This is a genomic window from Streptosporangium sp. NBC_01755, assembly GCF_035917995.1.
GTDB lineage: Bacteria > Actinomycetota > Actinomycetes > Streptosporangiales > Streptosporangiaceae > Streptosporangium.
Genome location: NZ_CP109131.1, coordinates 142,322 through 155,618 on the forward strand (window position 1 = coordinate 142,322; position 13,297 = coordinate 155,618).

Here is a 13,297-nt window from a genome sequence, read left to right on the forward strand (position 1 = left end):
GGCTTTCACATGACCCCCGACTGCACATAAACCCGACTGCACATAGACCCGGACTTGCGCATAAGCCCCGACTGCACATAAACCCGGACTTGCGCATAAGCCCCGACTGCACATGACCCCCGACTGCGCATAAGCCCCGACTGTGCACAGGCCCCGCCTCCGCCGGACATGCCGGACGTCAGCGGGTGGTCCGCGGCTCCAGGACGCCGCCGATGACTCCGGCGAACTTCTGCCAGGCGGAGCGCTCGCCGGCGAGGGTCGTGCGACCGGAGGAGGTCAATCGGTAGGTGCGCCGCCTGCGGCCGCCCACCGTGGCCCACTCGCCGGTCAGGTATCCCGCCTGCTCCAGCCGGCGCAGCGCCGGGTAGACCGTGCCCGTCGGCACGTTCAGCGCGCCGCCGCTGCGCGCCTGGAGCGCCTCGATGATCGCGTAGCCGTGCAGGGGTTCGTGCTCCAGCACGGAGAGCAGCAGGGCGTCCATGTGGCCGCGGAGCGCGTCGGTGTTCACGCGATCGCCTCCGCGGGCCGGACGGATCCCGCATCGCCGCATCGGGCGGCCCGTTCGCTTCGCTCACTCACGTCGTCAGCCTACCTCTCGTATAGGCATTCTACCTGTAGGCGTTCTACATGTAGAGTGCCTACAGGTAGGCAGCCATAATATTGGAGGTGAGAGTGTGGACGTGCTCGACCTGGCCCGGACGCAGTTCGCCGTAACGGGGAGTCTTCACTTCCTGTTCGTCGCGCTGACCCTGGGCCTGGCCCCCCTGATCGCGATCATGCACACCCGCTACGCCATCACCGGCAAGCCGATCCACGAGCGGGCGACCCGCTTCTGGGGCCAGATCTATGTGATCAACTACGCGCTCGGCATCCTCACCGGGCTGGTGATGGAGTTCCAGTTCGGCCTGAACTGGAGTGGCCTGTCCCACTACGCCGGGGACATCTTCGGGGCGCCGCTCGCGATCGAGACACTCGGCGCGTTCTTCCTGGAATCCACCTTCCTGGGCCTGTGGATCTTCGGCTGGCATCGGCTGCCCAGATGGCTGCACCTGATGTGCATCTGGATGGTGACGCTGACCGCCTACGCCTCCGCCTTCTGGATCATGGTGGCCAACTCGTTCCTGCAGCACCCCGCCGGAGCCGTGGAGCGGGGCGGCCGCCTGGTCCTGACCGACTTCGGCGCGCTGCTCACCAACCCGACGCTGACCATGGCGCTGCCGCACGTGCTCGGCGCCGGCCTGTGGGCCGGCGGTTTCGTGGTGATGGGGGCCAGCGCTTACCAGCTGTTCAGGCACACCTCCGAGCGGGAGTTCTTCACGAGCTCGCTCCGTACGGGGGTGATCACCTCTTTCGTCGGCTCGCTGATCACGGTCGGCTTCGGCTACGCCCAGTTCGGCGCGATCTCCGGGGTCCAGCCGGACAAGTTCGGGGGCGGGGGACTTTCGGGGCTGGGGCTCGGCTTCATGATCATGATCGGCCAGCTGCTGCAGTTCGTCATCATGTTCGCGCTGACGCCGACCGTGTACTGGCTGCCGCGCTGGCGCTGGGCGCACCCCGTCCTGATGGCGATCACCCCGTTGCCTTTCCTGGCGGCGATCCTCGGCTGGCTGGCCAGGGAGTCAGGGCGGCAACCCTGGCTGATCAACGGCAGGCTGACCGTCGCCGACGCCATGTCCCCCGGACTCACCCCGGGGATGGTCACCGTCTCGTTCATCGCCTTCGGCGGCGTGCTCGGCCTGCTCGCGCTCGTCGACTACCTGCTGATCGCCCGTACCGTACGGCACGGACCCGCCGTCGCCACCCTCGGCGCGGACGCCCCCGCCGACCCCAACGAGCGCGCGCACGCGCTCAGCTACTAGGGAGCTGATCGTGGACATCCTCTGGCTGGGCGTTTTCGCACTCCTGCTGGTCGGCTATTTCGCCCTGGAGGGCTTCGACATCGGAGTGGGCATGCTGCTGCCCGTGCTCGGCAGGACGCAACGGGACCGGGACGAGATCGTCGCCGCCATGGCGCCGTTCGTCCTGGCGGGCGAGGTGTGGCTGGTGGCCGTGGCGGGCGTGCTGTTCGGCGCCTTCCCCTCGATCGAGGGGAAGGTGTTGTTCGGCCTCTACCCGCTGGTGGTACTGCTGCTGGTGTCGTGGATCCTGCGCGACGCCGGGCTCTGGTTCCGCCGCCGTGCCGACGGGAGCGCATGGCGTGCGACCTGGGACTGGGCGATCTGCGCCGGCTCCTACGGCCTGGCACTGAGCTGGGGCATGGCACTGGTCGCGGTGGCCGGCGGCCTGTCGGGGCCGGTGATCGGTCTGCTCGGTCTGGCGGGCGCTCTGGCGATGGCCGTGCTGTTCGCCCTCCACGGCTGGACGTTCCTCTCCTGGCGGCTGCCCGAGCGGATGACCGGGGCGCGCCGCACCGGATGGGCGCTCCTGGGCTCGGCGTGCGCCGCGGCCGCGCCCGTCACGGTGCTGCTCGTCGTGCTCGCCCCCTGGCTTCTGCACCATATGGCGCCCGCTGGGACGCTAAATGTGCTGAGTCTCATGATTCTGCCGTTCGCACCCTTCATGGTGGGTGCGCAAGTATGGGTATGGCGGACGTTCGGTCCCTGGCGTGCCGCCGACCGGGTTCCATCGTTCTTCTGAGGTCTCTAAGGTTGGCATGCACAAGGATCTTGTACGGCTGGCGCTGGGCGAGCGGGCGGTCCGCCGCCATCTGGCCGTGTGCCTGGCCTCCGCCGTCCTGACCGGACTGCTCGTCCTCGGTCAGGCGGAGCTGCTCGCCGGGGTGCTGTCCGGGCGGTTCGCGACCTCCGCCCTGATCCTGCTGGCTCTGCTCGTCGGCGTCCGGGCGCTGTTCGCCCTGGTACAGGGGGTCGCCGCCGGGTGCATGAGCACCGGAGTGAAGTCCGCCCTGCGACACCGCCTGCTGGCGCGGCTGCAGGAGCTCGGCCCCACCAGGCCGGCCTCGGTGCGCTCGGGAGAGCTGGTGACCCTGACCGGCCGCGGTCTGGACGCCCTCGACCCCTACCTGTCGGGCTACCTGCCCGCGGTGGCGGTCGCGGGCGTCGTGCCGATCGCGGTGCTCGTCCGGCTTTTCACCGCCGACCTGGCCAGCGCGGTGATCGTGCTGGTCACGCTGCCGCTCATCCCGATCTTCGGGGCACTGGTCGGCATGCACACCAAGGCCGTCACCGAACGTCAGTGGAGGGCCCTGTCCCGCCTCGGCGGCCACTTCCTGGACGTGGTCCGGGGCCTTCCCACGCTGCGCGCCTTCGGCCGGGCCCGCTACCAGGCCGAGGTGATCGCGTCCGTGGCCGACGCCCACCGGGCCACGACGATGCGCACGCTGCGGGTGGCGTTCCTGTCCTCACTGGTGCTGGAGCTGGCCGCGTCGCTCTCACTGGCCCTGGTCGCCGTTCCGGTGGGCCTGCGGCTGCTGTCGGGCTCACTGGACCTGTCGACCGCGCTGCTGGTCCTGCTCCTGGCACCGGAGGCGTACCTGCCGCTGCGCAACATGGGCAGCAGGTTCCACGCGGCGATGGAGGGCGTCGCCGCCGCCGACGAGGCGTTCGCCGTGCTCGACGGCCACGCGCAGGCTCCGTCCCCGCGTGGCGCACCCGCCGTCGGGCACGCGGGCTCTGGAGCGACGACGGCACCGGAGATCCGGCTGGAGCATGTCACGGTGCGCTACCCGGACCGGGAGGAGGCCGCGCTGGAGGACGTGTCGCTGGTGATCGCCCCCGGTGAGCGGGTGGCGCTGGTCGGCGAGAGCGGCGCGGGAAAGAGCACCCTGCTCCACCTGCTGCTCGGCTTCGTCACCCCCACCGAGGGCAGGGTGCTCGTCGACGGTGCCGAGATCGGCGACCACGACTCCTGGCGCGCGCGCCTGGCGTTCGTCCCCCAGCGCCCGCACCTCTTCGCCACCTCGGTGGCCGACAACATCAGGCTCGGCGCCCCCGGCGCGACGATCGACGAGGTCAGGGCCGCGGCGCGGGCCGCGCAGGCCGAGGAGTTCATCTCGGCGCTGCCGGAGGGCTACGACACCGTGCTGGGCGAGCGCGGGACGAACCTGTCGGCCGGGCAGCGGCAGCGGGTCGCGCTCGCCCGCGCGTTCTGCCGTCCGGGAGCCGGCCTGCTCCTGCTGGACGAGCCGACCGCACGGCTCGACGGCCGTAGCGAGAGCGCGGTCGTGAGCGCGACCCGCGACCTCGCCGAGGGCCGAACCGCTGTGATCGTCGCCCACCGGCCCGCGATGATCGAACTGGCCGACCGAGTGATCCGGGTCACCGACGGCCGCGTGGTGGCCGGGACGCGAGAGGAGATCCCCTCCCCATGATCCACTCCAACGGGATCCTGTCCGGCACCGGCAGGCGGACGGCCCTCGCCGCGGCGGCCGGAGCGGCGGCCGAGCTGGCCGGACTCGGGCTGATCGGATCCGCCGCGTGGCTCATCACCAGGGCCGCCGAGCAGCCTCCGCTGGCGGCGCTGAGCGTGGCGATCGTCGGGGTCAGGGCATTCGCGACGACCAAGGGGGTCTTCCGCTACGGGGAGCGCCTGGCCGGACACGACGTGGCGCTGCGAGCCCAGGCGACGACCAGGGAGCGGCTCTACCAGGCGCTCATCCCCGCGGGACCGCTGAACCAGCGGGGGGCCGACCTGCTCAGCCGCATGGTCGACGACACCGACGCGGTGCAGGACCTGCTCGTACGCTGCCTGCTTCCGGCCGTCGCGGCGCTGGTCACCGGCATGACCGCGGTGGTGATCGGGCTGTTCCTGCTCCCGGCCGCGGCGCTGGTGCTGGTGGCCGGGCTGCTGGTGGCCGGGGTACTGATCCCGGCGGGCACGGCCGCCGCCGCGCGGCGCTGGTCGGCGCGGATCGCCCCCGCACGGGCCGACCTGGCGGCCCGGGTCGCCGACCTGGTGCACGGCGCGGCCGACCTGGCCGCCTACGGGGCGAACGAGCGGGCCCTGGCCGCCGCCGCCGAGACCGACAGCCGGCTGGCTGCGCTGGAGCGCCGCCAGGCACGGGCGAACGCGGCGGCCTCCGCCTTGGGCATGCTCACCCAGGGCCTGACCGTGGCGGCGATCGTCCTCGTGGCGCAGAACTCCGGCGCGGGCTCCGTGGCCGCCGCGGTGCTCGCGCTGACCTCGCTGGTCGCCTTCGAACCGGTGCTGCCGATGGCCTCGGCCGCCGAGCGGCTGACCGGGGTGCTCGCCGCCCTGCGCCGCCTGCGGGAGGTCGGCGCGACCGCTCCGGCGGTGCCGGAGCCGGCCACCGCGGTCGAGGTACCCGCCGGGCCGCCGACCATTGAGATCAAGGAGCTGGTGGTCCGGCACGGCGCCGACCGCGCCCCCGCGCTGGACGGCGTCAGCCTGACCCTCACTCCCGGCAGGCGTGTCGCCCTGGTCGGCCCGAGCGGCGCCGGCAAGAGCACCTTGCTGTCCGCCCTGATGCGCCTGGTCGAGCCCGAGTCGGGGACGATCAGGGTCAGCGGGGTGGACGTCAGGGAGCTGGCGTCCGACGACGTCCGGCGGGTGATGACCGGGCTGACCCAGGATCCGTACGTGTTCCAGGCGTCGGTGCGGGACAACCTGCGGCTGGCGGGCCCCGAGGCCGGTGACGAGGAGCTCGCCGGGGCCCTGCGGAGGGCGCGCCTGGAGGGATGGGTGGAGCGGACCGGCTGGGACGCCGTGCTCGGAGAGGACGGCCGGACGGTGTCCGGGGGGCAGCTGCAGCGGCTGGCGCTCGCGCGGGCGCTGCTGCACGACCCGCCGGTGCTGCTGCTGGACGAGCCCGCCGAGGCTCTGGACGAGACGACGGCGGACGCGCTCATGACCGACCTGCTGGACGCCACCCACGGCCACACGACGCTGCTCGTCACCCATCGCCTGCGCGGGCTGGAGCGGGTGGACGAGATCGTCGTGCTGGAGAACGGCTCGGTGGTCCAGCGGGGCACCCACGAGCAGCTGGTGGACCTGCCTGGGTATTACCGGGACCTGTGGCGTTCCGAGGCACTGACCACCGGGCACTGAGCACTCCCGCTTAAGTTGGCACGGCAGCTCAAGGGGCCTCATGGGCACCTTCCCATGCCAGTTGCCTAGGGCGCTCCCCTGCCGGATGCGTCGGCTCGCTGTCTAGGTCCAGCTCTTCGGAACGGTCGGCACCATGCGGGTCCCACATCTCCCTCAACCCCCATAGCTGCCGACACCGGGACTGCGACCGGGTTCTGTCAAGGGCGGCTTTGCGTGTACATGTTCCCGGTGACCTTCCGTACAGACTGGTTGTCCTACGATCACAGCCGTGCTTGACGGGTTCCGGGAGCCCCGGACAATTGGGCGACGGGGGCGCCCACCCGCACGCGCCACGCGAATCGGCGCGCGGAGCGGGCCGTGTAGACCAAACAGGCTGACTATCCGCGACAGACTTGGCCGTCAGCGCTGAGCCCCTTCAGGCCAGATGACATGAATCTTCAGCCCTCGCTCTCTGGCTTCAGCTACGACATCTGCCGTTCCGCCGTATCCCCTGGCAGGCTTGCCGTCCCAGACAGCAAGTAGCTCGTCAGCGTGATCAAGCATGAAACGGCTGGCCACCATGTGTGACTCAGATGTGGACTCGATGAAATCCATGGCGTGAACCTGCTCGGCTCTGACGAGTAACGCGTCGTACTCCTGGTGCGCCTCGACGGGTAGCCCTTCCCGGTACTGTCTGGCGGGGGTCACGACCTCCAGCACTCCACCTAGGTCGATGACGGCTCGGGCGAAAATCTGATCAGCTCCGTCCGCGAGACATGACAGGCCCGTGAACGTAGGGGCATGTTCGGCAAGCAGTGAGCGAATAGCGTCGTCGATCAGGGTAGTGATCGCGGGGGAAAGGCCCCGGTGTCCGGAGACGGCGATACGGATCATGGCCTTCTTTCTAAAGGAGAGTCGCGCGAAGACGCTCGTCGAACGCGCGGGCGCTGCCTGTCATTGGACCGCCATAGGTTCGGCGGAACCGTCTAGCACGTTGGATGATCCGCTCTGAGCCGTAGGTGATCCCTACCGTCAGGGCGTTTGATACCAGGTGAAAAGCCTCGTCATAGTCCCCGGACATGGCCTTGGCAGTGGCGATCTCAGTCATGAGCACTCCACGTTGCTTGATGGCTGGTTGGACCGATGACAACGACTCAGCGAACGCGGCCACGGCTTCGTCTGCGCGGCCGAGTCGTACCATGACCAGTGCGCGATAGCCCGCGAGTTTCGCATCATCGAACGGAAAGACCCAAGGCCACGGCGGTGCTGCTGCCCGTTCGCTGGCAATCACTGCGGATTCAGCCTCTCGTAACGCGGCTACAGCGGCGGGGGCGTCATGGGCGGTCGCGTGGCCGAGTGCCTCAATGCTGTACAGCCATGCTCGTGCGGTTGCCGGTGGCTGTTCACCTAGTTCCCTTCGCGCTTGGGCGAGTAGGTCCAGCGCCAACATGGGGTCATCGGCGTCGATCTCGAAGGCGGCCAGACTGCCGATCATGTAAGCCGCCAACAGGGAGTGTTCGGCCTGACGGGCGCTGTCGATCGCCAAGCGGTAGTAGGTGCGCGAGGTGCCGATGTCGTGCATGTCGGCATGAAGCCATGCGGCGAAACCAGCGGCTTCGCTCATCACTGCACGGATGTCACTGGCGTAGTCGGACTGGGCGGCGCGTCCGAGGACACGGTTCGCCAGATTCACATGGGCTACGGCTCCTCGGGCTAGCTCATTAGCGGGCGTCGTTGCCTCTAGGCGTCGTTGAGCGCCGGTGATGCTGGTCAAAGTGGGTGCGGTGGTTTCGTCCACCTCCGCACGTTTAGGCAGGGGTAGGGCTGCGAGAGCCGTGAAAGCCACCGCCTTGCCGAAGTCTCTGCGTTTCGTTGGATCGTCATCCCCTCGGGCACCGAATCGGAGCAAATGAAGTGGAAGTCCGATTCGGACTGATATTTCCCGGACCTGGTCCACCGTGAGCGGCTGACGATTCCGCAGCACTTTAGAAACCCAGCTCTGGGAGTAGCCGATCGCCTCGGCTAGTTGGCCCTGCGTCCATCCGTTGGCCCGCTGCACCTCAGCGAGGACGGCGGGGATGTCGCACTCCGCGAGAGCGGCTGCTACGGCGGGCGTGGACCAGAACTGAAGCGAGGGACGACCTTGGTCCTGTCTCATAACTTTAGGTTAGGCGCGGAAGTGCTACCGCACAGATATTCGTGAGAAGAATAATCCTAGTGCTGCCAGTGCTACGGCATTAACTAGGGCCAATGCCCGCAGCGATGATCGCCCTATGAGTGCTTCTCCGCTCCGTACAGCAGGGGCTACGGCTTGCGCTCAAGAGTCGCGACGCCCCTCCTGCCTGCACTAGAGGCGTGGCGTAGCTCTCGCTCTCATCCAAGCTCATAAAAGAGCGGACCCGCCTCAGTGATTGCGCACTGGACGGGTCCTTGACCGCACAGGGAGGTGCGATCCATGGATCATCCTAGAGCCAGGCGCTCTAGTGAAGCGACGGCAGAGAAGCGGGACAAAGTATCCGCTGTCGTACAGCGATCAGTCGTGAAAGATCCGCAGGAGGACCGGTTCATCCATCTTGTCCGGCTGGCCTGGGATCTCCGTTATCTGGGTGTGGCGACGACGGTGGAACTCCCGCTGACCGGCGAACCGCGTGTGGTGATGCCGCGCGCGGTGGGGGATCTGCGAGTGACTGCCCTGTTCCAGCACGGAGGGTGGATCTTCACCTGGGGGCGGGGGCGTACTCAGCGGGTCGACGCGTTCAGCGAGGACGCGGTGCGGCGCATTCTCAAGGCGGCGGCGCGGTGAGCCGGGAAGACGTCTACGGCGCGGTGGAGACGATGTTCCGGCGCTGGGATGGGCTGTGCATCGTCGGTATGCGCAACTTCGGTGGTGAGGTGCGGTCGGCGGGGCAGGCTCGTGGCTGGGTGGTGGAGCTGCTGAGTGCGCAGTGCTTCTCGGGTGAGGTCCTGGAGACGGCGCGGTTGCTGGTCAGTGAGGTCGTGACGAACAGCATCCTGCACAGTGATTCGGGCATTGACCCCGAGGGGCTGGTCACGGTCGCCGTGGGGCTGGGTAGGGACGTGATCCACATCGAGGTGATCGATCAGGGGTCGTCGGTCAACGTGCCCGCGATGCGGTCGGCGGGTGAGGACAGTCTCGGCGGGCGGGGTCTGGACTGGGTCCATCGCCTGTCGAGCGGTTGGGGTTCTGACCATGATCCGGAGATAGGTCGCGCGGTCTGGTTCCGGCTGGCCTGCTGATGCTTTGAGCTGGTGCGGCGGTGCGCCATCCCCGCGCTAATGGCCGTCGCACCTGGCCGGGGGGCTGCGCGAGTCAAGAGGGCGCTTGTTGAGATCCCCGGCCCAACGCTGAGTACGTCACTTTCGACTTACGAGTTGAAGCGGTAATGTCGGAATAATTGATGGAGTGCGGGATTATAGGTGTCAATTTTAATCCTCGATGACGACGGCGTGAGACGTCAGATAATTGAAGGGATCGCGTCCGGTCTTACCATGGCCGAAGTGTCGGTGAAGGTAGGTGTGGATACGACCACGATTCACAGTTACCGTTGCGCGGATCAGGAGTTTGATCGGGTCGTTGTTGATGCGTCGTTCGCTGTCGGGGGGAACTGTTTCCCGGTGTACCGGGAGACGCCTCCGTATAAGAATCGTTTGTTGCAGGCGCGGATCGTTGACGACGTCTTGAAGGGGGGTGGTTGTCTGGAGAGTGACTTGGTGCGGGTGGCGGAAAAGCATGGGTACCGACTCCGGCAGGTGCTGATGTGGCGGGCCTACGATGATCAGTGGGCCGCTGCCTTCGAAGGGGCGCTCATCGCTGTGCGTGACCCCGGTGTGGAGCACGGATCGTGGCGCGTAGCGAAGAAGCTTAAGTGCAGGTGTGTTGATTGCCGGTCGCTGACGTATCCATGGGCGGTGAGACCGGATTACCTGTTACGGGGGAAGCCGTACCGGGACTACGGAGCGGAGCGGCCGGCGCCAATGCGAAGCACCCCGTAGGGGCCGCGTAGCGGTTGGGGCCGGTGGTCGGAGCGGCCTGTCGGCGGGTGAACATGACGGGCTCTGGTGATCGGTACGTCTTATGGGTGACGTACTGACCGTGCGTACGTCATTTCGTCGTCTGGGGCCTGGGGCGGCTGCGCGTGGGTGGTCGGCGGGTGCGGTTGGCTGCGGCGGCGGGCTGTGCGGTGGGCGGCGGGGTCTGCGCGTCCCTGTCGGGCGGGCGCGGGGCGGGACCGGCCTCCAGGCCGCATGCCCGGCCTCGATGTCTGTCCGGCGGGGGCGGGCATGCCGCGCCGGGCGGCGGCGCGGAGCGCTGCCGCCTGCTTGACCTATACAAGATTAATTCGGCAATTCGTACGCTACGGGTGTGCGCGGGGGAGATCGCCGGTTCTTTCGGCAACCGATGGCGGCGGTAGCGGGGGCGGCTGGTTCTTTCGGCAACTCGTCGGTGGCGGGGGTGTCGTGAGGGTCGCTGATTAATTCGGCAACTGTTCCGGCGGCTCGGGGAGCGGCGGCGCGGAGCGCTGGCGCCTTGAAACCAGTAAAGAAGGTTTGAGCCCACTTGCCGTCAGCGTCGCGGGTTGTCCTGGAAGGTCGGTGCCAAAGGCTCCATATCTGGACGGTCGGCGTCGTCAGGGTGGGGGCGAGCTGAGCCACGACGGACTCGAGGGAGGGTGGGTGGGTTGCGGCGGGCCGGTGCAGGGACGTTCAAGATCATCAGTGCCTGGGCTGGGGGCCTGTGCCCGGTACCAGGGGTAGGGCTGGCTGGGAAACCGGGAAAAGCGTCCCAAACCGATAGTCGGGAAGTCCACCCTGATCAACCTCCTTGTGGTCTGCGCAGGCCCAGTGTGGGCCGGGTCGAACTGCTGGGCGGCTCCCCCACCGACTCCGGGCGGCGGCGCCGCATCGGCGTCACCCCGCAGGAGACCGGACTGCCGGCGACACTGCGGGTCGGCGAGGTGTTGGACTTCGTCGCCGCCCACTACCCGCGCGGCGTCGACCGGGGGGGCGCTGCTGGAACGGTTCGCCCTGCCCGGCTCTTCCGGCGCGTCCAGCCTTCTTGGGAGGATCACCCATGTCGCTTCTTCTCACCTACACCCGGTACCAGCTCTTGGAGACCGTCCGGGTGCCGATCGCCCTGATCGGGAACGGCTTCTTCCCCGCCGCCTCGATGTTCTTCTTCGTAGTGCCGTTCGCCGGGGACCACCCCGTCGGAGCCACCCTGGCCACCGCGTCGATACTGATCTACTCGGCTATGTCCAGCTCCCTGTTCACCCACGGCCTGGGCATCGCCGAGGACCGCGCCCAGCCCTGGGACTCCTACACCCGCACCCTTCCCGCGGGTCCCTGGCCGAGGTTCGGTGCCCGGATCCTCAACGCGCTGGCCATGACAACGATCGGGATCGTACCGGTGCTGCTGGTGGCCGCCCTGCTCACCGAGGCCGTCGTGACGCCGGCGCGGCTGCTGCTCGGCCTCGGCGCCCTGGTGGTCGCCTCGGTCCCGTTCCAGCTCCTGGGCCTGTTCATCGGCTGCGCACTGCCCTCCAAGGCCGCGATGGCGGTGGTGCAGCTGACACTGTTCCCGATGGCGGTGGGCGGAGGGCTGTTCATGAACCCGACGGACGCACCGGCGTTCATCGAGCTGGTCGCGCCCTTCCTGCCCAGCCGGGGCGCGGTCGAGCTGGTCTGGGCCGCGATCGGCCACGGCACCCCCGGGACACTGTCGATGGTCATGTTCGGCCTCTGGACCCTGGCGGCCGGAGCCCTGGCCGTCTGGGCCTACCGGCGTGACGAGGGCCGCCGCTTCTCCTGAGTCCCGAAAACAGGTGGTGCCGCCGGATCACAAGGGCTCCGGCGGCACGACCTGCGGGTGGAACTACTCGCCGGTCTTCTCCGCGAGGGTCACGGTGACGGTCTGGGGCTGCCCGTCCCTGACGTAGGCGACGGTCACCTGCTGGCCGGGCTTGAAGCCGCGGACGGCTCCGACCACGGTGGCCGCCTCGTCCACGGCCGTGTTATTGATCTTGGTGATCAGGTCGCCCTGCCTGAGGCCCGCCTTGGCCGCCGGGCTGCCCTCGGTGACCTGGCCGACCAGCGCGCCATCCGCATCCCCGGTGGCATCGGTCACGCTCACACCCAGGAAGGCGTGGGAGACCTTGCCGCTCTTGATGAGCTGCTCGGCGACATGCTTGGCGGTGCTGATGGGGATGGCGAAGCCGACACCGATGCTGCCCTCCCCGCCGTTGGTGGCGATGGCGGTGTTGATACCCACCACCTGCCCGGCGGCGTTGACCAGCGCGCCGCCCGAGTTGCCGGGGTTGATGGCCGCGTCGGTCTGGATGGCGCCACCGATGGTGGTGGGGCTCTGGCCGCCCTCCGCCTGGTTGCCCCAGCCGGGCGGGAGCTGCCGCTGGCCCTGGTCTCCACCGACGGTGAGCGTACGGTTCAACGCGCTGACGATCCCGGCGGTGACCGACCCTGACAGGCCTAGCGGGCTGCCGATGGCGAGCACGGAGTCGCCCACCTTGAGCCGGTCGCTGTCGCCGATCGCGGCCTTGGTGAGGCCGGAGACGTCCTCCGCCTTGATGACCGCGAGGTCGGTGGCCGGGTCGGTGCCGATGATTTTCGCGGTGGCGGTCTTGCCGTCGCTGAACTTGACGGTCACCCGGCTGTCCGGGCCTCCCTGCCCGCCGGCCGTCACCACGTGGTTGTTGGTCAGGATCAGGCCGTCGGCCGACAGCACCACTCCGGACCCCTCGCCCCCGCCCGCGGCGGTCCTGACCTCGATGGACACCACTGAGGGCTGGACCGCTTGGGCGATGTCCGCGACCGTTGTCACGTTGCCGACCGGGCTGACGATCGGGCTGGACGACGACACCACGGTGGCGGTGCCGTTGAGGCTCGTCGCGGCGAAGGCTCCCGCGACCCCGCCGCCGACGGCCATGGCCGCCAGCGCGAGACCGGCGCCGATCTTCTGCCCGGCGGTGAGCCTGCCGCGCTGAGCGGGGACCACCGCCGGTCCTCCGGCCTTCTCCGGGGCCTCGGCGGCGAGCTGCTCCGGCACCGGGTGGATCAGCGTCGGCTGCGGTCCGGTGTCCTCACCGGCACGATAGGCGCCGGCGCTCGGCGGCACCTTGCCGAACTGGGTCCAGCCGTCGTTCCCCGGGGTCGCCTCGGCCGGTGTGTCCTGCTGCTCGTTCCTGTTCGGGTCCATGTCTTCCCCAAGTCCCACGTCCCCCCGATTCGACGGGGCGGAGGCCGGTGCTCACCGGTT

The 13,297-nt window shown here is 68.8% G+C and carries 12 protein-coding genes and 1 pseudogene; 8 read left to right on the top strand and 5 right to left on the bottom strand.

The genetic code is table 11. The features are described 5' to 3' along the window. Nucleotides 1–178: 178 nt before the first annotated feature. Nucleotides 179–508: a PadR family transcriptional regulator gene (locus OG884_RS00540; protein WP_326641017.1), complete on the bottom strand. Its 330-nt coding sequence runs from the start codon at nt 506–508 to the stop codon at nt 179–181. Between the two features lie 166 nt (nt 509–674). Here OG884_RS00540 and OG884_RS00545 point away from each other — a divergent pair, with 166 nt between their 5' ends. Genes OG884_RS00545 through cydC form a run of 4 tightly spaced genes read left to right on the top strand, consistent with a single transcriptional unit; the run spans nt 675 to nt 6,027 of the window. Continuing rightward, the gene (locus OG884_RS00545; RefSeq protein WP_326641019.1) at nt 675–1,859 is read left to right on the top strand and encodes a cytochrome ubiquinol oxidase subunit I; all 1,185 of its coding nucleotides are present in this window, start codon (nt 675–677) and stop codon (nt 1,857–1,859) included. A gap of 10 nt (nt 1,860–1,869) precedes the next feature. Beyond that, nucleotides 1,870–2,637, top strand: coding sequence for a cytochrome d ubiquinol oxidase subunit II (locus OG884_RS00550; protein ID WP_326641021.1), 768 nt, complete (start codon nt 1,870–1,872; stop codon nt 2,635–2,637). 16 nt (nt 2,638–2,653) lie between these two features. Further along, nucleotides 2,654–4,330 (top strand): thiol reductant ABC exporter subunit CydD, encoded by a 1,677-nt coding sequence (cydD, locus tag OG884_RS00555; RefSeq protein ID WP_326641023.1) that lies wholly within the window; start codon nt 2,654–2,656, stop codon nt 4,328–4,330. After that, complete coding sequence (cydC, locus tag OG884_RS00560) at nt 4,327–6,027, top strand: thiol reductant ABC exporter subunit CydC (RefSeq protein WP_326641025.1); 1,701 nt, start codon at nt 4,327–4,329, stop codon at nt 6,025–6,027. The genes cydD and cydC overlap by 4 nt, the downstream gene beginning before the upstream one ends. A 399-nt stretch (nt 6,028–6,426) precedes the next feature. On the opposite strand, the gene OG884_RS00565 is transcribed toward cydC, so the two are convergent. The 3 genes and pseudogenes from OG884_RS00565 to OG884_RS00575 all read right to left on the bottom strand — a co-directional run. Then, nucleotides 6,427–6,900 (bottom strand): hypothetical protein, encoded by a 474-nt coding sequence (locus OG884_RS00565; RefSeq protein WP_326641027.1) that lies wholly within the window; start codon nt 6,898–6,900, stop codon nt 6,427–6,429. Nucleotides 6,901–6,910: 10 nt separating this feature from the next. Continuing rightward, nucleotides 6,911–7,699 (bottom strand): hypothetical protein, encoded by a 789-nt coding sequence (locus OG884_RS00570; RefSeq protein WP_326647123.1) that lies wholly within the window; start codon nt 7,697–7,699, stop codon nt 6,911–6,913. 225 nt (nt 7,700–7,924) lie between these two features. Then, a pseudogene (locus OG884_RS00575) lies at nt 7,925–8,164 on the bottom strand (helix-turn-helix domain-containing protein); the annotation flags it as partial. 381 nt (nt 8,165–8,545) lie between these two features. On the opposite strand from OG884_RS00575, the gene OG884_RS00580 reads away from it, so the two are divergent. The 4 genes from OG884_RS00580 (at nt 8,546) to OG884_RS00595 (ending at nt 11,836) form a co-directional block, all read left to right on the top strand. Then, complete coding sequence (locus OG884_RS00580; RefSeq protein ID WP_326641029.1) at nt 8,546–8,809, top strand: hypothetical protein; 264 nt, start codon at nt 8,546–8,548, stop codon at nt 8,807–8,809. After that, nucleotides 8,806–9,264: an ATP-binding protein gene (locus OG884_RS00585; RefSeq protein ID WP_326641031.1), complete on the top strand. Its 459-nt coding sequence runs from the start codon at nt 8,806–8,808 to the stop codon at nt 9,262–9,264. Before OG884_RS00580 ends, OG884_RS00585 begins: the two co-directional genes overlap by 4 nt. Before the next feature lie 180 nt (nt 9,265–9,444). Continuing rightward, nucleotides 9,445–10,020, top strand: a complete 576-nt coding sequence (locus OG884_RS00590; protein ID WP_326641033.1) for a hypothetical protein — start codon at nt 9,445–9,447, stop codon at nt 10,018–10,020. A gap of 1,078 nt (nt 10,021–11,098) precedes the next feature. Beyond that, nucleotides 11,099–11,836 (top strand): ABC transporter permease, encoded by a 738-nt coding sequence (locus tag OG884_RS00595; protein WP_326641035.1) that lies wholly within the window; start codon nt 11,099–11,101, stop codon nt 11,834–11,836. A 63-nt stretch (nt 11,837–11,899) separates the two neighbouring features. On the opposite strand, the gene OG884_RS00600 is transcribed toward OG884_RS00595, so the two are convergent. After that, nucleotides 11,900–13,237, bottom strand: coding sequence for a S1C family serine protease (locus OG884_RS00600; RefSeq protein ID WP_326641038.1), 1,338 nt, complete (start codon nt 13,235–13,237; stop codon nt 11,900–11,902). Between the last annotated feature and the right edge of the window lie 60 nt (nt 13,238–13,297).